Here is a 22,225-nt window from a genome sequence, read left to right as displayed (position 1 = left end):
CCCGTCAGTGCGAATGCGTCGCCGAGCCCTTGCCGGCCTCGGACTTGATGACGAAGGCGTTGACCGCCGCGACCTTGGCGCCGGCCTTCAGGCCGTCGACGATCTCGATGCGGCGGCCGTCGCCGCGGCCGGTCTTCACCGGCGTCGCGGCGAAGCCGTCGGCGGTCCGCACGAAGACGACCTGCCGGTCCTCGAAGACCTGCACCGCGTCGGCGGCCACGGTCACCGCCGCGGGGGCTTCGCCGGTGACGACGTCGACATTGACGAAGAGCCCGGGCCGCCAGGCGCGGTCCGGATTGGCCAGCGAGATCCGCGCCTGCGCGGTCCGGCTCTGTCCCCCGATCAGCGCGCCGACGTAGGCCACCGTCCCCTCGGCGGCCTGCTCGAAGGCGGCCGAGCGCACGATGGCGCGCTCACCCACGCGCACCTTGGTCAGATCGCCCGCCGGCACATCCAGCCGCGCCCACACGGTGCGCAGGTCCGACAGCACGAAGACGCTGGCGTCCTCCTTCACCTGCTCGCCCAGCGTCAGGTGCTTCTCGACGACGACGCCGTCGAACGGCGCCCGCAGCTCGAAGCGCGTCAGCGCGCCGCCGCCCGGTGTGGCGCCGATGGCCAGCAGCTTCTGGCGGGCGTTCGCGACGGCGATCTCGGCTTCGCGCAAGGCCTGCTCGGCCACGTCGACGTCCTGCCGGGGCGAGATCTTCTCCTCCCACAGCTTGCGTTCGCGGTCGAAGGTCGTGCGCGCCAGCTGTTCGCGCTTCTGCGCCGCGAGCAGCTCGCTGCGCTGGTCCGACACCTGCGCGCTCGCGATCACGGCCAGCAGGTCGCCCTTGCGCACGGCCTGGCCGAGCGTGGCGGGCACCGCCTCGACGACGCCGCTCACGCGCGGCACCACGTGGGCCGTCCGGTCCTCGTTGAAGCCGATCTCGCCGGGCAGACGCGTCGTGGTCCGGATCGTCGCCGGCCCCGCCACCTCCAGCGCGATCGCGGCCGACTTGATCTGCGCCCCGGTCATCGCGATGGCTTCGGGCTCGCCAGCGGCATGACCATGTCCGTCCTCCTTCTCCGCGGCCTTCCCTCCAGCCGCCGCGGCCTGGTGCGCGTCGCCGGGCCGGGCAGCCCTGGCTTCGCCGGCGTGATCGTCCTTGTGTTCGCCCTTCTCCGGCCCCTTCTCCTGGTTCTTCTCCTGGTCCTGGTGCCTGCCCGCGTCCTTCTCTCCGTCATGACCGTGATCGTCATGCCCCGCTTCGGCGTGCTCGCCATGGCCGCCCTTGGCGGACCCGGCCGGTCCCGAGGCCAGGATGGCCGCGCCGCCGATCAGGCCCAGCGCCACCAGCACCGCGATCGCGATCAGTTGCCGCTTCGGCAGCCCACGTCCCGAGGACGTCTTGTCGTCTTGCTTGTTGAAATTCATCGTCGTTCTCACGGTTGCTGGACGGGCGCGCCGAGGCGGCGCTCGAGGTCGGCATTGGCGCGGTGCGCCCGAGCCAGCGCGTCGAGCCACTGCATGCGCGCCTGCAGCCAGGTGCGCTGCGCGTCGAGCACGTCCAGGAAGCCGAACTTCCCGAGTTCGAAGCCACGGGTCGCGGCGGTGTAGGCCTCCCGGGCGCCAGGGAGCACGGTGCGTTGCAACGCATCCACCTCGTCGGTGCGGGCGGCGAGCTCATCGGCGGCGCTCAGCACCTCGGCGCGCAGCCGCAGCGATTCGGCCTCCGCAAGCTGCTCGGCGGCCTGCCGGCGCTTGAGCGCCTCACGCTGGGCGCCCTGGTTGCGGTCGAACAGCGGCAGCGGGATCGATACGCCGATCACCGCCTGGTTGCGGCCGATCTCCTGCGCCCGCTTCGCGCCGAGGGTCACGGTGACATCGGGGATGCGGCGCGCGCGTTCGAGCTCGTACGCGGCCTGCGCCCGCTCGACCTCGAGCCGGGCGCGGCGCAAGGCCGGCGCATCGGCCAGGCGACGGGCGACTTCGGCCTCCTCGGGCAAGGCCGGGAGCGATGAGGCCATGCCATCCAGCGCGCCGATCGCCGCCTCGTCCATCCCGACGGCGGCCGCCAGCGCATGTCTCGCGGACAAGCGGTCCGCCTGGGCCTGGCGCCGCTCGATGCGCGCGGTGGCCTCCGCGACACGTGCCCGGGTCTCGTCGTTCGGCGCGAGCTTGCCGGCGGACACGCGTCGTGCCGTGGCCTCGGCACCGCCGCTCGCGATGCGCACCGACTCATCGGCGGCGGTGTATCGCTCCTGTGCGACCAGCGCTGCGAAGAAGGCCTGCACCACCTCGGCCCGCAGTTCGGCGCGCAACGCATCGAGCTCGGCCTGCGAGATGTCACGACCGCGCCGGGCCAATGCCGTGCGCGCGGCGCGCTGTCCGCCGATCTCCAATGGTTGGCTCAACAGCACGGTGACCGTACGCGTTTCGCGACGCGTGTCCTCCTGCTCGAGCCCGAGCGAGGGTTGGGCGGCAGCGCCGCCTGCTGCACGGCGCCCTCGGCGGCCTCCAGCTCGAAGGCCGCGGCACGCAGCCGCGGGTGCGAGGCCAGCGCGCGCTCGATGGCCGCGCCCAGCGTCAGGGTCGGCGATGGCGATGGCAACGCGGCGGTTGACGCTGACGAGGGTGATGACGGCGATGACGCGGATTGCGCGGACTTCGCGGATCGCGCTGATGAGGCGAACGGCACGGGGGCGCAGCCGTGGCGGCGGATGCGGGGGCGCATCGGGCGCGGCCAGCGCGGCCCCCGGCGAGAAGGAAAGCAGTGCCACGCTGCACAGCGGCACCAGGAACTTGGGCATCGGAGACTCCGGCGTTGTGCCCGCCGCCGCTGAGGCGGCCGGACAGGAAGGGGATCAACGGGGAATCGGCGAGCGCCACGCGCCTCGGCGGGCGCCGAGGCGATCAAGGATCAGTCGAAGGGGCGGCCGCCGATCAGGCGGTCAGCCAGTTGGGCTTCTCTCGGCGGTCGGGGCCGCGCGACGACCAGACCTCGGGCACCGAGCCCGCAGCCGCGGGACTGGCGACCGCCGGCAGCACGATGGCCGTGCTCGCGACCGGCTGGCTGTGACCCAGATGGCAGAAGCCGCAGTCGTCATCGACGCAGGTCAGCGCCTTGTCGGCCGGCGTCTCGGTGGCCTTGCGCGGCGTCTTGCCGGAGGCGTCGTCGGACGCACTGTCGGCTGCCTTGTCGGCTGCCTTGTCAGCGGTTTTTTCAGCGGGTTTTTCAGCGGTCTTGTCCGCTGCCGTCCCGACCTGCGTCGCCGCGTCGATCGCGTCCGGGCCGCCGGACAGGACCGGCACGGCCGACACGGCCGCCGCCTCATGCCGATGCTGGTGGTGGCCGATGTGGTTCACCGCCGGATCGGCTTCATGCGCGCAATAGGTCGCCGCCACCGCCCAGCTCAGCTGGAGCGGCAGCAGGATCAGCAGGAAGACGGTCAACCAGCGGCGCATGGGGCGGGAGTATAGGCAGCCCGGCCAGGTCCTCCCCGCTGACGGGCTTCGAAGCGCCCTGTCGCCAGGCCGTGGTTTTCACGAAGTCGGGCTCGGCAGCACGGAGGGGATGCTCCAGTGTTCGATCTGCATCTCGTCGACCTGCGTGGCCAGATGCAGGTTGACGCGGATCGCCGTCCAGGCCTCACGTCCCCGCGCGAACACCCGGCCGTTGGCGGCTTCCTGGATCTCGTGTTCGCCCCACAGTCCGCGGGTGCCGAACGACGGTGCCGTCGCCATGAGGGCCTCGGACGCCTCCCGGCCCGCCTCGTCGGGGTTGGCGCGGCGACGCCGTTCGAAGCGCCACACGCCCTGCCACGGGTAGTCGATGCGCACATGGCCGGTCGGCAGTTCCGGGCCGGGCTCGCTCGGCGCGTGGATGGCGCCGTGGTCGCCATAGCCGACGACGGCCAGCCCGCCGAGCCGCCGATGCAGCTCGCGCTCCAGGATGGCCAGCCGGCCCGAGGGCGCGCTGTCGTCCGTCGCCGCGGACCCGACCCACTGCGCCATGGCCGGGAAGCTGTTGCCCATCACCACGACGCGCAGGCCCGGCCACCGCGTCCGCCAGCGCGCCAGCAGGTCCAGGCCGGCGCCGGTGCCGCCGAGCAGCCACTCGCGTTCCGTGCCGACATCCAGCACGACGAGCGCACGGCGCAGGTCTTCGAGCCCGTCCAGCGCCCGCTCCACGACCACCGTCGAGGGCGACGACCAGCGGGGCGCGCCGCGCAGCCGGAACAGCACCCGGCCGAACTCGCGCTCGATCGCGGCCGCCTGCAGCGCGATGCCGCGTTCGCTGGCGCCGTCGGGCATCAGCACCACGGGCACCGCGTTGCGGTGCGCCTGGGCGAATTCGCGCCACGTCCGGAAACCCTGCGTCGGATCGGCCAGGCGGCGCCATGCCAGGGCATGGTCGAGCGGCACCCGACCCAGGTCGATGAAGTGCGGCAGCTCCTGCATCGCCTCGCCCGCCTGCTGCGCGGCGCGGCGGAAGTCGACCACGTCCGGCATGCGCTGCAGCGGCGTCAGCGTGATCAGCGGCAGGGTCCTGCGCTTGCGCCCGCGATCGAGCTCGCGCAGCGCACGCAGCTCGGCCGGCAACGTCTGCAGCGACGGAAAGTAGACGACCTCATCCTGCAAGCCCCCATTCATCGACATCTCCCGAGGGCCAGCGCCCTGACTCCGGACGCCCCGCGCGTCCGCTCCCGGCAGGCTAGGAAGGACCGCGCCGGAAAGCTACGGGCGGCTTTGATCGATGTCAGAGATCGGGTTTGTATACCCCTGTATCTGTTTCCCGGACCGTGACATCGCCATGCGAACCCCGCCCCGGTCCGACAAGGCGGGGATACATCGCGCACGTCCACTGCAGGGATCGCCACCCCCTACGGAGATTCCGCATGACCGACCGCAACGAACGCCATGGCCCGAGCGCCTCGTCCTCCCTTTCCGGCACGACCGGCACGACGGAAGTGATCAACGTGACCGACGTGACCGGACTCCCGCTGCCCCGTCGCCGGTTCCTGCAACTGGGCGCATCGGTGGGCGCCGCCGCGGCGCTGCCGCTGGCCGGATGGCTGCCGTCGGCCGCGCTGGCGGCGTCCGGCGACGGCGCATCGATCGCGATCCCGCCGTCCTTCGGCACGCTGCGGCACATCGACGCCGGCGATCTGCGCGTCGGCTACGTCGAGGCCGGCCCGGCCGACGGCCCGCCCGTGCTGCTGCTGCACGGCTGGCCTTACGACGTCCACACCTACGAGTCGGTCACGCCGCTGCTCGCGGCCGCCGGCTATCGCGTGATCGTCCCCTACGCGCGCGGCTACGGCACGACGCGCTTCCTGTCCGCCGGCACGGCGCGCAACGGCCAGCAAGGGGCGCTGGCGCTCGACGCGATCGCGCTGCTGGACGCCCTGCGCATCCCGAAGGCGATCGTCGGCGGCTGCGACTGGGGCGCACGCACGGCGGGCATCCTCGCGGCGCTGTGGCCGGAGCGCTGTCAGGCGCTGGTGTCCGTCAGCGGCTACCTGCTCGTCAGCCGTCAGGTCAACGCGGAGCCGTTGCCACCGGCGGCCGAACTGCAATGGTGGTACCAGTACTACTTCGCGACCGAACGCGGCCGCCTGGGCTACGAGAAGTACCGCGCCGAGTTCTCGAAGCTGATCTGGCAGCTCGCCTCGCCGCAATGGCGTTTCGACGAGGCGACCTTCGCGCGCAGCGCCGCCGCCTTCGACAACCCGGACCATGTCGCGATCGTGGTCCACAACTACCGCTGGCGCCTCGGCCTGGCCGACGGCGAATCGCGCTTCGACGCCGTGGAAGCCCGCATCGGCGCGGCGCCGGAGATCACGATCCCGGCGATCACGCTGGAGGGTGACGCCAACGGCGCGCCCCATCCGCCGTCGTCCGGCTATCGACGCAAGTTCACCGGCAAGTACGAGCACCGCGACCTGACCGGCGGCATCGGCCACAACCTGCCGCAGGAAGCACCGAAGGCGTTCGCCCAGGCGATCCTCGACGTCACGCGACTCTGACGGTCCACGGACCCACGACGAAAGCGGGGTTCCCTCATGGGAACCCCGTTGCTCGAAGTCGGATGACCATCAATGCATGGTCAGGTCATCTTGCGTCTGTCGTCCGGTCCGTCAGGTCGGCACTGTCTCGCTCGGACCCGACGTGCGGATCGTTGCGGCCCGTGCCGGGCATCGGGAGCGATCAACGACGGTACGAATGCGCCGCCTCGAGCTCCGGCGCATATCCCTGCTCGCTCCACATGCGGTCCAGCGACCCATCGGCGCGAGCCTGTTCCAACTCATCCATCACCTGGGCACGTGTCTTGCCGCCTGCAGCGGGCGCGGCGAACTGCACCTGCGTGCTCGTGTCGGCGGACATGCCCACCGTCACATCGGCATCGGCCTGGTGATTCGAGTACTGCACGTCCATGCCCCTGGCTTCGTCGAAGTCGGGCGCGTAGCTGTGGTCGCCCTGAAGCTGGTTGAGGCTGCCGTCCATGCGGGCGGCTTCCAGTTCCGCGCTGACCTGGTCACGGGACTTGGGGCCGGACACGATTTCCTCCTCGACCTGCGCGAACGCCGGCACGCTCAAGGCCACCGCCAGTGCGGCGGCACCCATCGGAATGGAAAGCTTCTTGAAGTTGGTCATGATCGAACTCCTTGGATTGAAAAGTGATCCTGCACACGGAAGTCCGATGTCATCGGGTCTCCGCTGCGTCGGCGCGCGTTTCAAACGCCTTGGTAGCTACTCTAGGCGGGCGGCGCTGACATGAGGCGGACATGCGGATGACCGTTTTGTCATCGTTGCGCAGTGCGGGCGGACTGCTGCGCGCGCTGCGTCAGCGCGTCGACCAGTTGACGGCGATGCTGGAGCGGCAACGGCGGTCGCAGGCCCAGGTGGAAGCCTTCAGCGCCAACGTCGCGCACGAGCTCCGTACGCCGCTGGCGACCTTGATCACGGGCACCGAACTGACGATCCGTGACCCCACGCTCGGGCCCGAGGCCAGGGACCGCCTCGGTGCCAACCTCGAGGAGCTGCGACGCATGCAGGGCATCGTGGGCGACATGCTCTTCCTGTCGCGGGCGTACGGCGGGCAGCGGGCGCGCCGGCAGCGCGTCGACAGCCTGGCCGCGCTGGTGGCCGAGGTCGTCGACTACCACGACGCCGCCCTCGATGAGGCCGGACTGTCCTCGCGCATCGACGGCGAGGCGGCCGGCGACTTCGACGCCGCGCTGCTCAAGCGCGCGCTGTCGAACCTGATCGCCAACGCGACCCGCTACGCCACGGTCGGCAGCCTGCTGCGCATCGGCATCGAGGGATCGCGGTCAGGGCTCGTCCGCCTGTGGGTCGCGAACAGCGGACCGGTCATTCCGGCGAAGCGCCTGCCGCGTCTGTTCGACCGCTTCTATCGCGCCGACGCCGCGGGCAGCGCCTTCGCCATGAACGGCGGCATGAACGGCGGCGGCATGAACGGCGTTGTGAACGTCGCCGAGCGCGGTGCCGGAGCAGACGGCGAACACCTGGGTGTGGGCCTGTCGATCGTCGACGCGATCGCCCGGATGCACGGCGGCGCGCCGTTCGCGCGCTCGGACGAGCGGGAGACGCGCATCGGGTTGACGTTGAGCGGCGGCGTGTCCGGGCGCGCCTACACTGCGCGCCGTTCCCAGCCCTCCCCGGCGGCGTTGCCGACGCCGCCCACCCTGCCGCCATGACCGATCGCCTGCTCAGTCTCGTCCAGCACCCGCTCGGCCGTCGCCTCGCACGCCTGTTCAATCTGCCGCAACCCGTTCCACTGCTCCGTCGTCAGGACGCCTGGAGCGACGAGGAACTCCTCGGCCGGCCGGTGCTCGCGATCGCACCGGGCAGCGCGGCACCGTTGCCGTCGCTGCTGGCGGCCATCGTCGCGCAAGGCGGCGTGCCGAGCGGCGACGGACGGGTGCGCACGCTGGTGATCGACGCGACCGGCTGCCGTGACGTGCCGGCCCTGCGTGCGCTGTTCGACCAGGCACAGCTGGCGGTGAGCCGCCTCGCACCGGGAGGGCGGATCCTCGCCCTGACCTCGGCCGGCGTCATGAGCGCGGCGGAGGCGGCCTGCCTGCACGCGGTGCAGGGCTTCGTCCGCGCGCTGGCCAAGGAAGTCGGCCGACGCGGCGCGACGGCCAATGCCCTCGTGCTGCAGGAGGGTGCGGCCTCGATGGAATCGCTGGCCGGCGCCTTGCGCTTCTTCGGCACGGACCGCTCGGCCTATGTCTCGGGCCAGGTGCTGTCCTGGCGCAAGGACGTGGTGCCCCTGCTCGACGGCGATCGCGCCCCGGCGGCGCTCGTCACCGGCGCGGCGGGCGGCATCGGCGCGGCCACGGCCCGACGCCTGGCAATGGACGGCATGCGCGTGCTGTGCGTCGACGTGCCGGCGGCGCGTGCGCCGCTGGAAGCGCTGGCGCGCGAGATCGGCGGATCGCTGCTCGCGGCGGACCTGACGGCCCCCGGCGCCGTCGACGAACTCGCCGATGCGGCGCGACGCCTGCAAGGCGTGGATGTGCTCGTGCACAACGCAGGCATCACACGCGACCGGACGCTGGCGCGGATGTCGGCGGCGGAATGGGAGTCCGTGATGGCGGTGAACCTCGCGGCAATCCTGGCCATCGATGCGCGGCTGGACGAGGCCGGACTGCTGAACGCCGGCGCGCGCGAGGTCTGCCTGTCGTCCATCAGCGGCATCGCGGGCAATGCCGGCCAGAGCAACTACAGCGCCACGAAGGCGGCGCTCATCGGCTACGTGGGCGCTCGCGCGGCGACGCTCGATGGCAGCGGCGGAACGATCAACGCCGTCGCGCCGGGCTTCATTGAAACGGCGATGACGCGACGCATGCCGTGGATGGTGCGCGAGGCCGGGCGTCGCCTGAACTCGCTCAAGCAAGGCGGCACGCCGGCGGATGTGGCCGAGGCGATCGCCTTCCTGGCGTCACCGGGCGCCCACCCGCTCACGGGCCAGGTGTTGCGGGTCTGCGGGCAGTCGTTGCTGGGCGCGTGAGCGTCGGGCCCGGCCGGCCCGGCCGGCTTGACCGGCTCGACCCGCATGACCCGCATGACCCGCATGACCGGCGGGTTCCAGCCCGTCGGTCATGCGGAGTCCGCGAGGAACACCCGCGAGGGGTGCCCATGGCCGGACTCGTGTGCGCCCCGTCAGATGTAGCCCAGCAGCAGCAGGACGATGAGGATCAGAACGACGAGGCCGAGGCCGCCGCTCGGGCCGTAGCCCCAGCTGCGGCTGTGAGGCCAGGAGGGCAAGGCGCCGACGAGCAGCAGGATGAGGATGACGAGCAGGATGGTGCTGATCATGGAGGTCTCCGGGATCTTGTGACGTGGATGGGGCCCGTCGCGCGGCGGACTTGGCCTGACGCGGGCAGCATGGGCTCCACTTGGCAACCCCTGTGCCCGGCGTACGAACCGAGGGACGTCCGCAGGGAAGCGCGGTGGCGCATGCCGCGAGGCACGTACCGAGACACCTACCGAGGCACACGCGGAAGGTACGCCTCGGGTTCGCGGTTTGCTGAGGGCGTGCGGGACCCTCGCCCTGCCTGTCTCGACATCTCATGCCCTCGCGCCGCCAAGCTCCGTCACAGCGTCTCCTGCTCCAGCAACTGCGCCGTTTCGGGTTGCGTGTCTGGCGACCTGGTCAGAAGGACGTCGTCGACCGCGTGCTGCGGGGCCTGAACACGCTGGCCGTGATGCCGACCGGCGCCGGCAAGTCGCTCTGTTATCAGCTGCCGGCAGCGTTGCTGCCGGGCCGCACCATCGTCGTCTCGCCGTTGATCGCGCTGATGAAGGACCAGTGCGAACGGCTGGGCGCGCTGGGCATCCGCTGCGCGCAGGTGCACAGCGGCCTCGACGCGGCGTCGCTCGCGACCCAGGAAACGATGGCGCTCGACGGCACCGCGCGCGTCGTGCTGCTGACGCCTGAACGGCTGGATGACGCCGACTGGATCGAGCAACTCGCGCGGCGTCCGACGGACCTGCTGGTCGTCGACGAGGCGCATTGCATCTCCCAATGGGGGCACGACTTCCGTCCGGCCTTCCTTCGCATCGGCGAGGCCCGCGAACGCCTGGGCCGGCCCGTCGTGCTCGCGCTCACGGCGACGGCCTCCGCGGACGTCGTCGAGGACATCGCGAACCAGCTCGACATCCCCGCCGCGGGCCGCCTGATCGCCGGCACCTACCGCCCCAACCTGCACTACCGCGTCGAGCCGCTGGCGGACGACGAGGACAAGCTCCGGCGGCTGCTCGCGCTGGTCGCCGGGGAGCACGACGGCGACGACAGCAACGAGGAAGGCCACGAGGAAGGCGGCGAACGCCATTCATCGGCCGACACCAGCGTCCGGCCCGAGGCGCACTCCGACCTGCCTTCGACGATCGTCTACACGGCCACGGTACGGGCGGCTGAATCGGTGCATGACGCGCTGACCGGCGCGGGCATCCCCTCGGCGCTGTACCACGGCCGCCTGCGCGCCGCGCAGCGCCACGAGGCGCAGGACCGCTTCATGCGCGGCGACGCGCGGGTGATGGTCGCGACCAACGCGTTCGGCCTGGGCATCGACAAGCCGGACATCCGGCGCATCGTGCACTACCAGCTGCCGGCGGGGCTGGACGTCTACTACCAGGAGTCAGGACGCGCCGGCCGCGACGGCGAACGGGCGGACTGCACGCTGCTGTTCGTGGCCGGCGACCGGGCGGTGCAGCAGTTCTTCCTGAACGGACGGTATCCCGTGCCGGCCGATGCACAGGCCGTGATGGAGGCCCTGCGCGCGGCGCCACCGGACGACGCCGGGTGGACCCTCGACGCGCTGCGGGAGCGGCTGGGCCGGCCGCGCAACAAGCTCGAGGTCCTGAGCGGGTTGCTGGTCCGCGAGGGATGGCTCACGGAGGACGGCGATGCGTTCCGGCTGACGGATCCGGCGCCTGGCGACGTGGCCTCGCTGAGGGAGGCCCTCGCCCGCTACGAGGCCAAGGCCGGACAGGACCGCCGCCGGCTCGAGCAGATGGTGTTCTACGCGCAGAGCGGCCTGTGCCGGTGGCGCGTGATGCTGGAGGCCTTCGACGAAGCGGCGGGCTTCGAGCGCTGCCACGGCTGCGACAACTGCGCGCGCATCGATGCGCACGAGCGCGAGTCCGCCGCGCGCGTCGCCAGCGCGACGGCCGACAGTCCGCCGGTGACCGCGGTGGTGTTCCACCCCGGCGACGCGGTGCGCGTCAAGCGTTATGGCGGCGGCGTGGTCGTCGAGGCCAGCGCGGACAGCGTGACGGTCGCCTTCGGCCAGGAGAAACGCAGCTTCCTGCCGCAATTCGTGAAGCGCGCGAAGCCGCCAGCGGCGAAGGCAGCCTGAGCGCTTCCCCAATTTCCCCCTTCGGTCGGCCCCCTTCATTGCCCCAATCGGGGCGATGCGAAGTGACGCGGCTTCGTGGAGCATGACGTTGTCGCGCAGGGATTCTTTGAGGCACGTCAACGGAATGCCGGATTTCTGTCGCGACGCCCGCCGGCTGGCTTGCTTCGTGGCCGCATCGGCAGCAGCATTTCGGCCCTCCCAAGTCCTTGAAAAAATTCCTGTCTCCATGACCCCGCCGAATACCTCTCCTACTTATCAGCTCCAGGTGCCAGAAGAGATCTGCCATCTGATTGACCGAGCGGCAGCGACCACGAGCAAGTCTCGCGCCGATTTCATGCTGAATGCTCTTTTAGATGTGGCCCAAAGCGCGCTGCTGGAACAGTCGCTCTTCCGTGTGAGCGACGGGCAGATGAAGGCTTTCGAAAAGGCTCTTGATGAGCCATTGGACGAGAACCTCGCATTTCAGAAATTCCTGGCCAGGAAGGCGCCATGGAAGCGCTGAAACTGTGCGACATCGACGCCCCTCAATTGCTGACGACGACCCACAACTGTGGCGATTTTCATCAGGGCTGGAGGTTGTCTCCCGTCGATCCGATGCTCCTCATGGTGCCGCTCTGATGAACTACTTGGCGGGCTCCCCCACCATCCTCATGATCACCTCCGCCGTCTTCTGCATCAACGGCGTCGCCCGTTTGCTGGTCGGCGTGACCAGGCACAGCGTGCTCTGGATATCCGCCTTGGCGAACGGCGTCGTGATCAGACGTTCCGGCCTTTCGTAGATCTGCAGCGCATCCTCGCCCAACGCCGCATGGCCGATGCCGGCCGCCACGCAGTCCAGGATCGCCGGGACGCTCGCCACTTCCCATCGCACGTCGAGCTGCACGCCCGCCATCGCTGCGGCCTGCTCCATCAGCGCGCGGAAGATGTGCCCCCGCTGCGGCATCACCAGCGGATAGCGCGACAGCTGCGACAAGGTCGGTGGCCGTGCCGGCGCCTGATCCTTGGGGCTGACCAGGCACAGGCGCTCGCGACGCAGCGGCAGGATCTCCAGGGCCGGCACCGGCTCGGGGTTGTAGACCAGCGCCAGGTCCGTGCGGCCGGTCAGCAGCCATTCGGTCAGATGGACCGAGAAGCCTTCCATGATCGTCAGCCGCGCCTGCGGCATCTCCGCCTGGAACGCCCGGATCAGCGCCAGCGTGTGCAGCCGCGCCAGCGTCGGCGGCATCGCGATCGTGATCTGTCCGACCGGTTCGCTGCGCCGTGCCCGCAGGTCGTCCTTGGCATGGCTGACCAGGTTCAGGATGTCCTGTCCATGCTGCAGCAGACGCCGGCCCGCCTCGGTCAATGCCACGCCGCGGCCGTTGCGCAGCAGCAGCGTCTCGTGCAGCTCCGTTTCCAGCGCCCGCACCTGCCGGCTCAGCGCCGGCTGCGCCACCCCCAGCACCATCGCGGCCTTGCTGAAGCTGCCGTGTTCGGCCACGTGGACGAAGGTTTCCAGTTGGGTCAGGTTCATGGCGGCATGCTCTCATGAACCGGCATGGCACCGCATCCGTGTCATGCCGGATCGGAATAGCAGCTAGTGGAACCCAGAACTGGTTCCACCGGGCCGGGGGGACCAGAATCCGCCCCACTCGACCGCTTCCGGACCACCCCGTGATCGCACCCCTCGCCGGCCTCTCCTCGATGGCCACCCGCGCCCTGCTGGCGGACCTGTCCGCCGGCTACACCGCCGCGCATGGCCTGGAGATCCGCTTCGAGTCCATCGGCGGCGTCGATGCCGCCAGACGGGTCGAAGCGGGCGAGACGCTGGATCTCGTCGTCCTCGCCGCCGACGCGATGGAACGGCTGCTGAATGCCGGACACCTGCGCGCGGGTTCGCTGCGTCCGATCGCCGACTCGCCGATGTTCATCGCGTCGCCGGAAGGCCATGCCCGCCCCGCCGTCGACACCGCCGACGCGCTGCGCCAGGCCCTGCTCGGCGCGCGCGCCATCGGCTACTCCACCGGCCCCAGCGGTCAGGCGCTGCTCGCGCTGCTCGACGAATGGGGGCTGCGCAACGCCCTCGCCGAGCGCCTGCGTCAATCCCCCGCCGGGGTCCCCGTGGCGAAGATGGTCGCGCAGGGCGATGTCGACCTGGGCTTCCAGCAACTGAGCGAGCTGCGGGGCCACGGCGGCCTGACGATCCTCGGCCCGATGCCCCCGGGACTGGAGATCGTCACCCGGTTCACCATCGCCGTCGCCGCGACCTGTGCCGAGCCCGCCACCGCGCAGCGCGTCGCCGACGATTTCGCTGCCGCCCGGCACGATGCGCTGCGTCGCCGGCTGGGTCTCGCCTCACCGGTCCTCTGAGCGCGCAACGCGCGCTTCCCGACGTCCGCCCGCTCTCCCGATCGACCAATCCCCCGCAAGAAGGAATCCGCCATGTACGAACTCGGCGTCGTCTACCGCAACATCCCCCGCGCCGACCGCATCGCCGCCGACGCGCTCGGACACTTCGGCGCCGCGACGGTCCATGAAGCCCTGGGGCGAGTCGGCCTGCTCAAGCCCTGCATGCGGCCGATCCAGTCGGGCGTCGCGGTCTCCGGCACCGCCGTCACGGTGCTGCTGCAGCCCGGCGACAACTGGATGATGCACGTCGCCGCCGAGCAGATCCGCGAGGGCGACATCGTCGTTGCCGGCGTCACCGCCGAATGCACCGACGGCTACTTCGGCGACCTGCTCGCGACCTCCTTCAAGGCGCGCGGCGCCCGCGCGCTGGTCATCGACGCCGGAGTGCGCGACGTCCGCACGCTCAACGAGATGGGGTTCCCGGTCTGGAGCAGGTGCATCTCCGCCAAGGGCACGATCAAGGCGACGCCGGGCTCGGTGAACATCCCCGTCGTGTGCGCCGGCGCGCTGGTGCATCCCGGGGATGTCATCGTGGCGGACGATGACGGCGTCGTCTGCGTCCCGGCCGCGCTGGCGCAGAAGACGCTGGACGCCGCCGCCGCGCGCGAGGCCAACGAAGGCGCCAAGCGCGAGCAGTTCGCCGCCGGCGTGCTCGGCCTGGACCTGTACAAGATGCGCGAGCCGCTGGCCAAGGCCGGCCTGCGCTACATCGACTGATTCAAGTCTTCCTCTTTATCCGCCCAATCCGCTTTACCCGCAGTTCCGAGCAGCAGTTCCCACCCACCCGAGCGCCCCGCCTTGCAGAGGGCGCCGATGACAAGAGATCGACGGAGACAACGACGATGACTGCCAACCCCTCCTTCAGCACCGGAGTTCAGTACGGCCTCCGCCGCTGGCCCTCACCCCTGCCCTCTCCCGCAAGCGGGAGAGGGAGTCAGGCCCGTCGCGCCGTCCTCGCTGCTGCCCTCGCCCGCGCCGGGCAAGGCCTGACCCTCGCGGCCCTGCTCATGACCGCCGTGCTGCCGCGAATCGCCGCGGCCCAGGCCGGTGCTTCGGGCGTGCCAGCCGCGGACTGGCCGACCAAGCCCGTGCGCATCATCACGCCCTTCCCGCCCGGAGCCGGCCCCGAGACGGTCGCCCGCGTGGTCGCCGAGAAGCTCTCGAAGAAGTGGGGCAAGCCGGTCATCGTCGAGAACAAGCCCGGCGCCAACGGCTTCATCGCCATCGACGCCTTCAAGCGCGGCGCCACCGACGGCCACGACCTGATCCAGCTGGACAACGTCCACCTCGTCGTCTACCCGCACCTGTTCAAGAAGCTGCCCTACGACCCGGTCAAGGACTTCGATCCGATCGCGCCGTTGTTCAAGACCTACTTCTTCGTCGGCGTCGCCACCAACAGCAAGTACAAGACCGTCGGCGACATCGTGGCCGACGCCAAGGCCCATCCGAACGCGCTGAACTACGGTTCCTGGTCCGTGGGCAACCCGGTCCACCTGGGCGCGGCGCAGCTCGAGGCGATGACCCGCACGCAGATGACGCACGTGGTCTACAAGGAAACGTCGATGCTCTACACCGCCGTGGCCAACGGCGAGCTGAACTTCGCGCTCGGCTCGATGGCGACAGCCGGTCCGCTGCAGCGCGCCGGCAAGATCCGGTTCATCGCGGTCACCGGGCCGAAGCGTCATCCGGCCTTCCCGGACCTGCCGACCGTCAGCGAATCCGGCGGCCCCGCCGGCTACGAGGTCACCGGCTGGACCACGATCGCGGCGCCTCGCGGCCTGCCCAAGGCGGTGCAGGAGAAGATCCAGCGCGACATCGAGGCCGCGCTGGCCGAGCCCGACATCCGCGAGCGTTACGCCACCTTCGGCTACGACGTCTTCCCGACCACGAAGGAGCAGTACAACAGCTTCATCGCGAGCGAGTCCGCCAAGTACGCCGACCTGATCAAGCGGCTCAACCTCTCGCTGGACTGACATGAGCGCCGCACTCCCGCAAGCGCAGACGCCGCCCCAGGCGCTCCGCATCGGCCTCGTCGGCTACGGCGAGGTCGGACGGATCCTGGCCGAGGACCTGCGCGCCGCCGGCGCCACGGTCAGCGCCTATGACCTGAAGCTGGAATCGCCGTCGAGCGACGCCGACACGATGCGCGAGCACGCGGTCGAGTTCGGCGTCGAGTTGACGAGCTCGGCCACGATGGTCGCGACGCCGGCGGACCTGGTCGTCATCGCGGTGACCGCGAGCCAGACGCTGGATGCCGCGCGCTCGACCGCGGCCGGGCTGCGGCCCGACACCTTCGTGCTCGACCTCGATTCGGCGTCGCCCAGGGCCAAGCGCGAGGCGGCGGACGCGGTGCACGCGCAAGGCGGCCGCTATGTCGAGGGCGCCGTCATGACGAGCGTCCCGCCGTACCGCATCCGCGTGCCGCTGCTGCTCGGCGGTCCGCATGCGCTGGCGATCGAACCGCTGCTGCGCCGGCTGGGTTTCGCGCCGAGCGTCGGCAGCGCCGACTTCGGCATCGTCAGCGCGACCAAGATGTGCCGCAGCGTGATGATCAAGGGCCTGGAGGCGATGGTGATCGAGAGCCTCACCTCGGCGCGGCACTACGGCGTGGAAGACGCGGTGCTCGCCTCGCTGAAGGAGACCTTCCCCGGCATCGACTGGGAGAAGCAGGCCGCCTACTTCTTCCAGCGCGTGATCCAGCACGGCCGGCGTCGCAGCGAGGAGGTCCGCGAGGTCGCCGAGACCGTGCGCGACGCCGGTCTCACGCCATGGAGCGCGGAAGGCACCGCCGAACGCCAGGCCTGGATGGCCGATCTGGCCGAGGACGGCGTCTTCGGACCACGCGGCGATGCGGACTTCGGCCGCAGCCCGGACTGGCGCACCGAGGCCGACCGGCTGCTCGCGCAGATCGCCCGACCCAGGTTCTGACGATAGCCCCTCGACATTGCGGAAGGATCCCCGATGACGCTCCCCACCTCCGGCGGCTTCGACAAGACCCCGGGCTGGCTCGACTGGTATCAGGACCCGTCGACGCCGCGCCTGCGGCTGCCCGACGGCGCCGTCGACGCCCACTGCCACGTCTTCGGCCCCGGCGCCGAGTTCCCGTATGCGCCCGAACGCAAGTACACGCCCTGCGATGCCGGCAAGGCGCAGCTCTTCGCGCTGCGAGACCGGCTCGGCTTCAGCCGCAACGTGATCGTCCAGGCGACCTGCCACGGCGACGACAACCGCGCGATGGTCGATGCCTGCCGCGCCTCCGGCGGCCGCGCGCGCGGGGTCGCGACGGTGCGCCGCGGCATCACCGACGATCAGTTGAAGGACCTGCACGACGCGGGCGTGCGCGGCGTGCGCTTCAACTTCGTCAAGCGGCTGGTCGACTTCACGCCACGCGACGAACTGATGGAGATCGCGCAGCGCGTGAAGGCCCTCGGCTGGCACGTCGTCATCTACTTCGAGGCGCCCGATCTGCCTGAGCTCTGGGACTTCTTCAGCGCGTTGCCGACGACGGTCGTCGTCGACCACATGGGCCGACCCGACGTCGCGAAACCCGTCGACGGACCGGAATTCGCGCTGTTCCTGCGTTTCATGCGGGAGCATCCCTTCGTCTGGAGCAAGGTCACCTGCCCGGAGCGCCTGTCCGTGGCCGGCCCGCCGGCCCTGAACGGCGAGCCCGAGCCCTACCGCGACGTGATCCCGTTCGCGCGCCGCGTCGTGGAGGAGTTCCCCGACCGCGTGCTCTGGGGCACGGACTGGCCCCACCCGAACCTGAAGGACCACATGCCCGACGACGGCCTGCTGGTCGACGTCATCCCGCGCATCGCGCCCACGGCCGAGCTGCGCCAGCGGCTGCTGGTGGACAACCCGATGCGGCTGTACTGGCCCGAGGCCATCCGTTGACCGGCCGCTGATGGAGACCGACATGGCGATCCACAAGCCCTACCAGGACATCCCCGGCACCACCATCTTCGACGCCGACCAGGCGCGCAAGGGCTACTGGTTGAACCAGTTCTGCATGTCGCTGATGAAGGCCGAGAACCGCGCGCGCTTCAAGGCCGACGAACGCGCCTACCTGGACGACTGGGCCATGACGGCGGCGCAGAAGGAGGCGGTGCTGGCGCGCGACCTGAACCAGTGCATCCGCCTGGGCGGCAACATCTACTTCCTGGCCAAGATCGGCGCGACCGACGGCCGCAGCTACCAGCAGATGGCCGCCGGCATGACCGGCATGAGCGAGACCGACTACCGCGACATGATGCTCGCCGGCGGCCGCCGGCCCGACGGCACGCCGCGACGCGCGCCGGTCGCGCCGGACATCGCCGCGGATGCGAGCGGCGCCACGGCAGGCGACACCCGGCAGGACACCCGGCAGGACACGAAGGGAACCCCTCGATGAGCACGCATGCGCGGATCACCGCCTCGGTCTACACCTCGCACGTGCCGGCGATCGGCGTCGCGATGGACCAGGGCCGCACGCAGGACCCGTACTGGCAGCCGCTCTTCGCCGGCTATGCGCCTTCGCGACGCTGGATGGACGAGAACCGGCCCGACGCGATCGTGCTGGTCTACAACGACCATGCCAACGCCTTCAGCCTGGACATGATCCCGACCTTCGCGCTCGGCACCGCGGAGCGCTACGAGCCCGCCGACGAGGGCTGGGGACCGCGCGCGGTGCCGCCGGTCCACGGCCACGGCGAGCTCGCCGCCCACATCGCGCAGAGCGTGATCCAGCAGGACTTCGACCTGACGCTGATCAATCGCATGACGGTCGACCACGGGCTGACGGTGCCGCTGTCGCTGCTGTTCGGCGAGCAGGCCCCCGGCGCGCCCGGCTGGCCGGTGCCGGTGATCCCGCTGGCGGTCAACGTCGTGCAGTACCCGGTGCCCTCGGGCCGGCGCTGCCTGCAGCTGGGTCAGGCGATCCGCCGCGCGGTGGAAAGCTTCGACACGCCGCTCAACGTCCAGGTCTGGGGCACCGGCGGCATGAGCCACCAGCTCCAGGGCCCGCGCGCCGGCCTGATCAACCGCGAGTGGGACAACGCCTGGATGGACCGCCTGATCGCGGATCCGCGCGGCCTGTCGGAGATGCCGCACCTGGACTACGTCCGCGAGGCCGGCTCCGAGGGCATCGAGCTGGTGATGTGGCTGATCGCCCGTGGCGCGATGGCCGACCTGGACGGCGGCGGCGCGCCTCGGGTCGCCCATCGCTTCTATCACGTGCCCGCCTCCAATACCGCCGTGGGTCACCTGATCCTCGAGAACCCCTGACCCTTGCGGAGATCCCATGACCGCACCGATCCGCATTGCCCTGGCCGGCGCCGGCGCCTTCGGCCAGAAGCACCTCGACGCGCTGCGCCAGATCGACGGCGTCGAGGTCGTGTCGCTGATCAGCCGCGACCTCGACAAGACCCGCGAAACGGCCGCGAAGTACGGCATCGGCCACGCGACCACCGAGCTCGACGAGGCGCTGGCGCGCGACGATGTCGATGCCGTCATCCTCTGCACGCCGACGCAGCTGCACGCGCGGCAGGCGCTGGCCTGCCTGGACGCGGGCAAGCATGTGCAGGTGGAGATCCCGCTGTGCGACGTGCTGGCCGACGGCGAGGCCGTCGTGCGCCGCCAGCGCGAGACCGGCCTGGTGGCGATGTGCGGCCACACGCGCCGCTTCAATCCGAGCCATCAGTGGCTCCACCGCCGCATCGAGGCGGGCGGATTCCAGCTCCAGCAGATGGACGTCCAGACCTACTTCTTCCGACGCACCAACACCAATGCGCTGGGCCAGGCGCGCAGCTGGACCGACCACCTGCTGTGGCACCACGCCGCGCACACGGTGGACCTCTTCGCCTGGCAGTGCGGCAGTCCCGTGGTGCGCGCGAACGCGCTGCAGGGCCCGATCCATCCGACGCTCGGCATCGCGATGGACATGAGCCTCCAGCTGCAGGCCGCCAACGGGGCGATCTGCACGCTGTCGCTGTCCTTCAACAACGAGGGACCGCTGGGCACCTTCTTCCGCTACATCGGCGACACCGGCACCTACCTCGCGCGCTACGACGACCTCGTCACCGGCCGCGACGAGACCGTCGACGTCAGCCGCGTGGCCGTGTCGATGAACGGCATCGAGCTGCAGGACCGCGAGTTCGTCGCCGCCATCCGCGAAGGCCGCGAGCCCCAGGCCGGCGTCGCGCAGGTGCTGCCCTGCTACCAGGTACTGGACGGCCTGGAACGGCAGCTGCGGGAATGAGTCGCGGCGCGCCGGTCGCGGTTAGGATGACCGCTTCCCCTGCGTGCCCCCGATGGACCGACCGCCCCTTTACGCCCCCCGCTCCCTGACGCGACTGGCCCTGTGGCTCGCGGCGGGCAACCTCGTCATCGCCGCGGCGATCGCGACGGCCACCTGGCTGGCGCTGCAGGCCGGGCGCGAATCCGACCTCACCCGCGCCCGCGAGACCACCGAGAACCTGGCCGCCAGCCTCAGCATCGAGATCGGCGCGGAGCTCAAGCAGGTCGACAACGCGCTGTCGACCCTCGCGCTGCAGTTCCGGCGCACCGCCGGCGATGCGGACCAGGTCCGGCGCGCGATGGATCGTGCCCTGGCCGACCAGCGCAGCCTGCTGCCGCAGGTCGACGCGATCCGGATCACCGACGCCCGCGGCCAGGTCGTCTACGGGCTCGCGGGCGAGGAAGGCGCGCTCAACGTCGGCGACCGGGACTATTTCCAGCGCGCGCGGGACGGCAACGGCGAGGCCATCGTCATCTCCGAGCCGCTGTTCGGCCGCGTGCTGCACAAGTGGGGCATCGCCGTGTCGCGGCGGCTGGAACGCGAGGACGGCAGCTTCGCCGGCGTGGTCTACACGACGCTGTCGACTGAGCACTTCATCGAGAGCTTCAAGGGCCTGACGATCGGCGCGGAAGGCGCGATCTCTCTGCGCACGCGCAGCCAGCGCCTGATCGCGCGTTATTCGGCCACGGAGCCGCACTCGATCCGCGGCATCGGCGACGTGATCGTGTCCGAGGACCTGAAGCGCAAGATGGCCGCCAACCCGCATCAGGGCTGGTACATGACGCGGACCAAGCTCGACAACATCGAGCGCATCACCTGCTACCGCGAGGTGCGCGGTTATCCGCTGACGATCTTCACCGGCGCGAGCACCGCGGAGTTCCTGGCCGCCTGGCGGGGCGAGGTCGTCCAGCAGGGTGGGCTGGCCGTCGTGGTCATCCTGACGGTGCTGGGCTGCTCGGTGCTGGTCTTCCTGCAGCAGCGGCGCGACCGCCGCGCGGCGATCGGGCTGCAGCAGCTCGCGCTGGAGCAGGCGCTGATGCTGGACAACGACATGGTCGGCATGATGCGCCTGCGCGACCGCACGGTGGTCTGGAAGAACCGCGCGCTGGCCTCGCTGTTCGGCTACGCGCCCGGGGAGCTGCACGGGCAGACGACCCGGCCGCTGTACCTCGACGACGAGAGCTTCCGCGAGGTCGGCGACGCCGCCTATCCGGCGATCGCCGCGGGCCGGCGCTACCGCCGGCAGCTGCGGATGCGGCGCAAGGACGGCACACCGGTGTGGATCGACCTCAGCGGCGCGCGGGTGGCGGAGCGCGAGTCGCTGTGGATGATGATCGACATCTCCGCGCTCAAGGAGAGCGAGGCGACCGCGCAGCATCTGGCGGTGCACGACGCGCTGACCGGCCTGCCCAACCGCGTCCGTTTCACCGAGCGGCTGGCCGGGGCGATGACGCTGCTGGGCGAGCGCGTGGGCCTGGTGGCGGTGTGCTGGGTGGACCTGGACGGGTTCAAGGACCTGAACGACGAGTTCGGCCACGAGGCCGGCGACGTGGTGCTGCGCGTGGTCGCGCAGCGGCTGCTGGGCGGCGTGCGTGGCCACGACCTCGTGGCGCGCATGGGCGGCGACGAGTTCGCCATCCTGCTGACCGCGCTGCGCGCCGAACACGAGGCCGAACCGGCGCTGCGCCGCATGCTGACGGCCATCGCCGAGCCGATCCGGCTGCCCGACGGCGACCACGCGTCGGTCACCGCCAGCATCGGCATCGCGTTTGCCCCTCACCATGGCCGCCAGGCGGAGTCGCTGATGCGGCTCGCCGAAACGGCGATGACGACGGCCAAGCGTGCGGGCAAGCGCCGCTTCGTGTCGGCCAGCAGCCTGCCAGGGAATGCCATGAACGCTACGAATTCGCCGTCGACCTCGGTCGGCTCCGACGCGCCCACGCCAGTGGATGCGATCGACACGCCGTCGGGGCCCGCCCCCGAGCCGGGGACGGAAGGGGCCAAGGAGGCCGCCGCCACGCCGGGATCGCCGCGTCCGCACGATCCCGGTCCGCCCGCGGTGCCGGACCATTCATTCGACGAATCGGTCGCCGGAGAGGAAGATCCGGGGGCCACGCTCGACGGCGAGGACAGCAGCCGCGTGCCGCCGTCGCGCAAGCCGGGTTGAGACGGTAGCGGGCGTCCCTG

Annotated in this window: 23 protein-coding genes; 15 read left to right on the top strand and 8 right to left on the bottom strand. The window is 70.8% G+C overall.

The window, feature by feature from the left end; all coding sequences use genetic code 11:
* Positions 1–4: 4 nt before the first annotated feature.
* The 5 genes from ACQ86G_RS20845 to ACQ86G_RS20825 form a co-directional block, all read right to left on the bottom strand.
* Positions 5–1,417 carry an efflux RND transporter periplasmic adaptor subunit gene (locus ACQ86G_RS20845; protein WP_431257111.1) on the bottom strand — a complete coding sequence of 471 codons (1,413 nt, stop codon included), beginning with the start codon at positions 1,415–1,417 and terminating at the stop codon, positions 5–7.
* 8 nt (positions 1,418–1,425) lie between these two features.
* Entirely contained in the window at positions 1,426–2,397 is a 972-nt protein-coding gene (locus tag ACQ86G_RS20840; protein WP_431257110.1) for a TolC family protein, read from the bottom strand.
* Positions 2,394–2,594 (bottom strand): hypothetical protein, encoded by a 201-nt coding sequence (locus ACQ86G_RS20835; protein WP_431257109.1) that lies wholly within the window; start codon positions 2,592–2,594, stop codon positions 2,394–2,396. The genes ACQ86G_RS20840 and ACQ86G_RS20835 overlap by 4 nt, the downstream gene beginning before the upstream one ends.
* 332 nt (positions 2,595–2,926) lie before the next feature.
* A complete protein-coding gene (locus ACQ86G_RS20830) occupies positions 2,927–3,448 on the bottom strand; it encodes a hypothetical protein (protein ID WP_431257108.1) in 522 nt (173 codons plus the stop codon).
* A 78-nt stretch (positions 3,449–3,526) separates the two neighbouring features.
* Positions 3,527–4,636: a beta family protein gene (locus tag ACQ86G_RS20825; RefSeq protein WP_431257107.1), complete on the bottom strand. Its 1,110-nt coding sequence runs from the start codon at positions 4,634–4,636 to the stop codon at positions 3,527–3,529.
* A 335-nt stretch (positions 4,637–4,971) separates the two neighbouring features.
* Between ACQ86G_RS20825 and ACQ86G_RS20820 the strand changes: the two genes are divergently transcribed.
* The gene (locus ACQ86G_RS20820; protein ID WP_431261458.1) at positions 4,972–6,012 is read left to right on the top strand and encodes an alpha/beta fold hydrolase; all 1,041 of its coding nucleotides are present in this window, start codon (positions 4,972–4,974) and stop codon (positions 6,010–6,012) included.
* 181 nt (positions 6,013–6,193) lie between these two features.
* Here the strand turns inward: ACQ86G_RS20820 and ACQ86G_RS20815 are convergent, their stop codons facing one another.
* Positions 6,194–6,640: a DUF4148 domain-containing protein gene (locus ACQ86G_RS20815; RefSeq protein WP_431257106.1), complete on the bottom strand. Its 447-nt coding sequence runs from the start codon at positions 6,638–6,640 to the stop codon at positions 6,194–6,196.
* A gap of 137 nt (positions 6,641–6,777) precedes the next feature.
* On the opposite strand from ACQ86G_RS20815, the gene ACQ86G_RS20810 reads away from it, so the two are divergent.
* Both ACQ86G_RS20810 and ACQ86G_RS20805 read left to right on the top strand, forming a co-directional pair.
* Positions 6,778–7,704, top strand: a complete 927-nt coding sequence (locus ACQ86G_RS20810) for a histidine kinase dimerization/phospho-acceptor domain-containing protein (RefSeq protein ID WP_431257105.1) — start codon at positions 6,778–6,780, stop codon at positions 7,702–7,704.
* Positions 7,701–9,023 carry a 3-oxoacyl-ACP reductase gene (locus ACQ86G_RS20805; RefSeq protein ID WP_431257104.1) on the top strand — a complete coding sequence of 441 codons (1,323 nt, stop codon included), beginning with the start codon at positions 7,701–7,703 and terminating at the stop codon, positions 9,021–9,023. The genes ACQ86G_RS20810 and ACQ86G_RS20805 overlap by 4 nt, the downstream gene beginning before the upstream one ends.
* A gap of 152 nt (positions 9,024–9,175) precedes the next feature.
* Here the strand turns inward: ACQ86G_RS20805 and ACQ86G_RS20800 are convergent, their stop codons facing one another.
* Entirely contained in the window at positions 9,176–9,331 is a 156-nt protein-coding gene (locus ACQ86G_RS20800) for a DUF3309 family protein (protein WP_067272324.1), read from the bottom strand.
* 254 nt (positions 9,332–9,585) lie between these two features.
* On the opposite strand from ACQ86G_RS20800, the gene ACQ86G_RS20795 reads away from it, so the two are divergent.
* The 3 genes from ACQ86G_RS20795 (at position 9,586) to ACQ86G_RS20785 (ending at position 11,991) form a co-directional block, all read left to right on the top strand.
* Positions 9,586–11,373, top strand: a complete 1,788-nt coding sequence (locus tag ACQ86G_RS20795) for a RecQ family ATP-dependent DNA helicase (RefSeq protein WP_431257103.1) — start codon at positions 9,586–9,588, stop codon at positions 11,371–11,373.
* Between the two features lie 82 nt (positions 11,374–11,455).
* On the top strand, positions 11,456–11,875 hold the full coding sequence (locus tag ACQ86G_RS20790) for a DUF1778 domain-containing protein (RefSeq protein WP_431257102.1): 420 nt from the start codon (positions 11,456–11,458) through the stop codon (positions 11,873–11,875).
* Positions 11,863–11,991 (top strand): hypothetical protein, encoded by a 129-nt coding sequence (locus tag ACQ86G_RS20785; RefSeq protein WP_431257101.1) that lies wholly within the window; start codon positions 11,863–11,865, stop codon positions 11,989–11,991. The genes ACQ86G_RS20790 and ACQ86G_RS20785 overlap by 13 nt, the downstream gene beginning before the upstream one ends.
* A 4-nt stretch (positions 11,992–11,995) precedes the next feature.
* On the opposite strand, the gene ACQ86G_RS20780 is transcribed toward ACQ86G_RS20785, so the two are convergent.
* Entirely contained in the window at positions 11,996–12,886 is an 891-nt protein-coding gene (locus ACQ86G_RS20780) for a LysR family transcriptional regulator (RefSeq protein ID WP_431257100.1), read from the bottom strand.
* Positions 12,887–13,026: 140 nt separating this feature from the next.
* On the opposite strand from ACQ86G_RS20780, the gene ACQ86G_RS20775 reads away from it, so the two are divergent.
* From ACQ86G_RS20775 to ACQ86G_RS20735, 9 genes are all read left to right on the top strand, one after another.
* Positions 13,027–13,722 (top strand): substrate-binding domain-containing protein, encoded by a 696-nt coding sequence (locus ACQ86G_RS20775; RefSeq protein WP_431257099.1) that lies wholly within the window; start codon positions 13,027–13,029, stop codon positions 13,720–13,722.
* A 72-nt stretch (positions 13,723–13,794) separates the two neighbouring features.
* On the top strand, positions 13,795–14,478 hold the full coding sequence (gene ligK, locus ACQ86G_RS20770) for a 4-carboxy-4-hydroxy-2-oxoadipate aldolase/oxaloacetate decarboxylase (RefSeq protein ID WP_431257098.1): 684 nt from the start codon (positions 13,795–13,797) through the stop codon (positions 14,476–14,478).
* Between the two features lie 290 nt (positions 14,479–14,768).
* Positions 14,769–15,734, top strand: coding sequence for a Bug family tripartite tricarboxylate transporter substrate binding protein (locus ACQ86G_RS20765; RefSeq protein ID WP_431257097.1), 966 nt, complete (start codon positions 14,769–14,771; stop codon positions 15,732–15,734).
* Between the two features lies 1 nt (position 15,735).
* The gene (locus ACQ86G_RS20760) at positions 15,736–16,689 is read left to right on the top strand and encodes a DUF1932 domain-containing protein (RefSeq protein ID WP_431257096.1); all 954 of its coding nucleotides are present in this window, start codon (positions 15,736–15,738) and stop codon (positions 16,687–16,689) included.
* Positions 16,690–16,722: 33 nt separating this feature from the next.
* Complete coding sequence (locus ACQ86G_RS20755; RefSeq protein WP_431257095.1) at positions 16,723–17,658, top strand: amidohydrolase family protein; 936 nt, start codon at positions 16,723–16,725, stop codon at positions 17,656–17,658.
* A gap of 22 nt (positions 17,659–17,680) precedes the next feature.
* Entirely contained in the window at positions 17,681–18,154 is a 474-nt protein-coding gene (gene ligA / locus ACQ86G_RS20750; protein ID WP_431257094.1) for a protocatechuate 4,5-dioxygenase subunit alpha, read from the top strand.
* A complete protein-coding gene (locus tag ACQ86G_RS20745) occupies positions 18,151–19,026 on the top strand; it encodes a class III extradiol dioxygenase subunit beta (RefSeq protein WP_431257093.1) in 876 nt (291 codons plus the stop codon). Before ligA ends, ACQ86G_RS20745 begins: the two co-directional genes overlap by 4 nt.
* Positions 19,027–19,042: 16 nt before the next feature.
* The gene (locus tag ACQ86G_RS20740) at positions 19,043–19,999 is read left to right on the top strand and encodes a Gfo/Idh/MocA family oxidoreductase (protein WP_431257092.1); all 957 of its coding nucleotides are present in this window, start codon (positions 19,043–19,045) and stop codon (positions 19,997–19,999) included.
* 52 nt (positions 20,000–20,051) lie between these two features.
* Positions 20,052–22,205 (top strand): diguanylate cyclase domain-containing protein, encoded by a 2,154-nt coding sequence (locus tag ACQ86G_RS20735; RefSeq protein ID WP_431257091.1) that lies wholly within the window; start codon positions 20,052–20,054, stop codon positions 22,203–22,205.
* Positions 22,206–22,225: the final 20 nt, after the last annotated feature.

It is taken from the genome of Roseateles chitinivorans, from assembly GCF_050632145.1.
Taxonomy (GTDB): Bacteria; Pseudomonadota; Gammaproteobacteria; order Burkholderiales; family Burkholderiaceae_C; genus Roseateles; species Roseateles chitinivorans_B.
The sequence above is the reverse complement of the archived record's forward strand: the minus strand, read 5'-3'. Positions and strand labels throughout refer to the sequence as shown.

Bases quoted from the DNA above. Each gene is read 5' to 3' on its own strand.
- ligA (WP_431257094.1), top strand. From the start codon at position 17,681: ATGGCGATCCACAAGCCCTACCAGGACATCCCCGGCACCACCATCTTC.
- ACQ86G_RS20790 (WP_431257102.1), top strand. From the start codon at position 11,456: ATGACGTTGTCGCGCAGGGATTCTTTGAGGCACGTCAACGGAATGCCG.
- ACQ86G_RS20735 (WP_431257091.1), top strand. From the start codon at position 20,052: ATGGACCGACCGCCCCTTTACGCCCCCCGCTCCCTGACGCGACTGGCC.
- ligK (WP_431257098.1), top strand. From the start codon at position 13,795: ATGTACGAACTCGGCGTCGTCTACCGCAACATCCCCCGCGCCGACCGC.
- ACQ86G_RS20805 (WP_431257104.1), top strand. From the start codon at position 7,701: ATGACCGATCGCCTGCTCAGTCTCGTCCAGCACCCGCTCGGCCGTCGC.
- ACQ86G_RS20845 (WP_431257111.1), bottom strand. From the start codon at position 1,417: ATGAATTTCAACAAGCAAGACGACAAGACGTCCTCGGGACGTGGGCTG.
- ACQ86G_RS20745 (WP_431257093.1), top strand. From the start codon at position 18,151: ATGAGCACGCATGCGCGGATCACCGCCTCGGTCTACACCTCGCACGTG.
- ACQ86G_RS20780 (WP_431257100.1), bottom strand. From the start codon at position 12,886: ATGAACCTGACCCAACTGGAAACCTTCGTCCACGTGGCCGAACACGGC.
- ACQ86G_RS20785 (WP_431257101.1), top strand. From the start codon at position 11,863: ATGGAAGCGCTGAAACTGTGCGACATCGACGCCCCTCAATTGCTGACG.
- ACQ86G_RS20760 (WP_431257096.1), top strand. From the start codon at position 15,736: ATGAGCGCCGCACTCCCGCAAGCGCAGACGCCGCCCCAGGCGCTCCGC.
- ACQ86G_RS20810 (WP_431257105.1), top strand. From the start codon at position 6,778: ATGACCGTTTTGTCATCGTTGCGCAGTGCGGGCGGACTGCTGCGCGCG.
- ACQ86G_RS20830 (WP_431257108.1), bottom strand. From the start codon at position 3,448: ATGCGCCGCTGGTTGACCGTCTTCCTGCTGATCCTGCTGCCGCTCCAG.
- ACQ86G_RS20815 (WP_431257106.1), bottom strand. From the start codon at position 6,640: ATGACCAACTTCAAGAAGCTTTCCATTCCGATGGGTGCCGCCGCACTG.
- ACQ86G_RS20800 (WP_067272324.1), bottom strand. From the start codon at position 9,331: ATGATCAGCACCATCCTGCTCGTCATCCTCATCCTGCTGCTCGTCGGC.
- ACQ86G_RS20740 (WP_431257092.1), top strand. From the start codon at position 19,043: ATGACCGCACCGATCCGCATTGCCCTGGCCGGCGCCGGCGCCTTCGGC.
- ACQ86G_RS20795 (WP_431257103.1), top strand. From the start codon at position 9,586: ATGCCCTCGCGCCGCCAAGCTCCGTCACAGCGTCTCCTGCTCCAGCAA.
- ACQ86G_RS20825 (WP_431257107.1), bottom strand. From the start codon at position 4,636: ATGAATGGGGGCTTGCAGGATGAGGTCGTCTACTTTCCGTCGCTGCAG.
- ACQ86G_RS20765 (WP_431257097.1), top strand. From the start codon at position 14,769: ATGACCGCCGTGCTGCCGCGAATCGCCGCGGCCCAGGCCGGTGCTTCG.
- ACQ86G_RS20755 (WP_431257095.1), top strand. From the start codon at position 16,723: ATGACGCTCCCCACCTCCGGCGGCTTCGACAAGACCCCGGGCTGGCTC.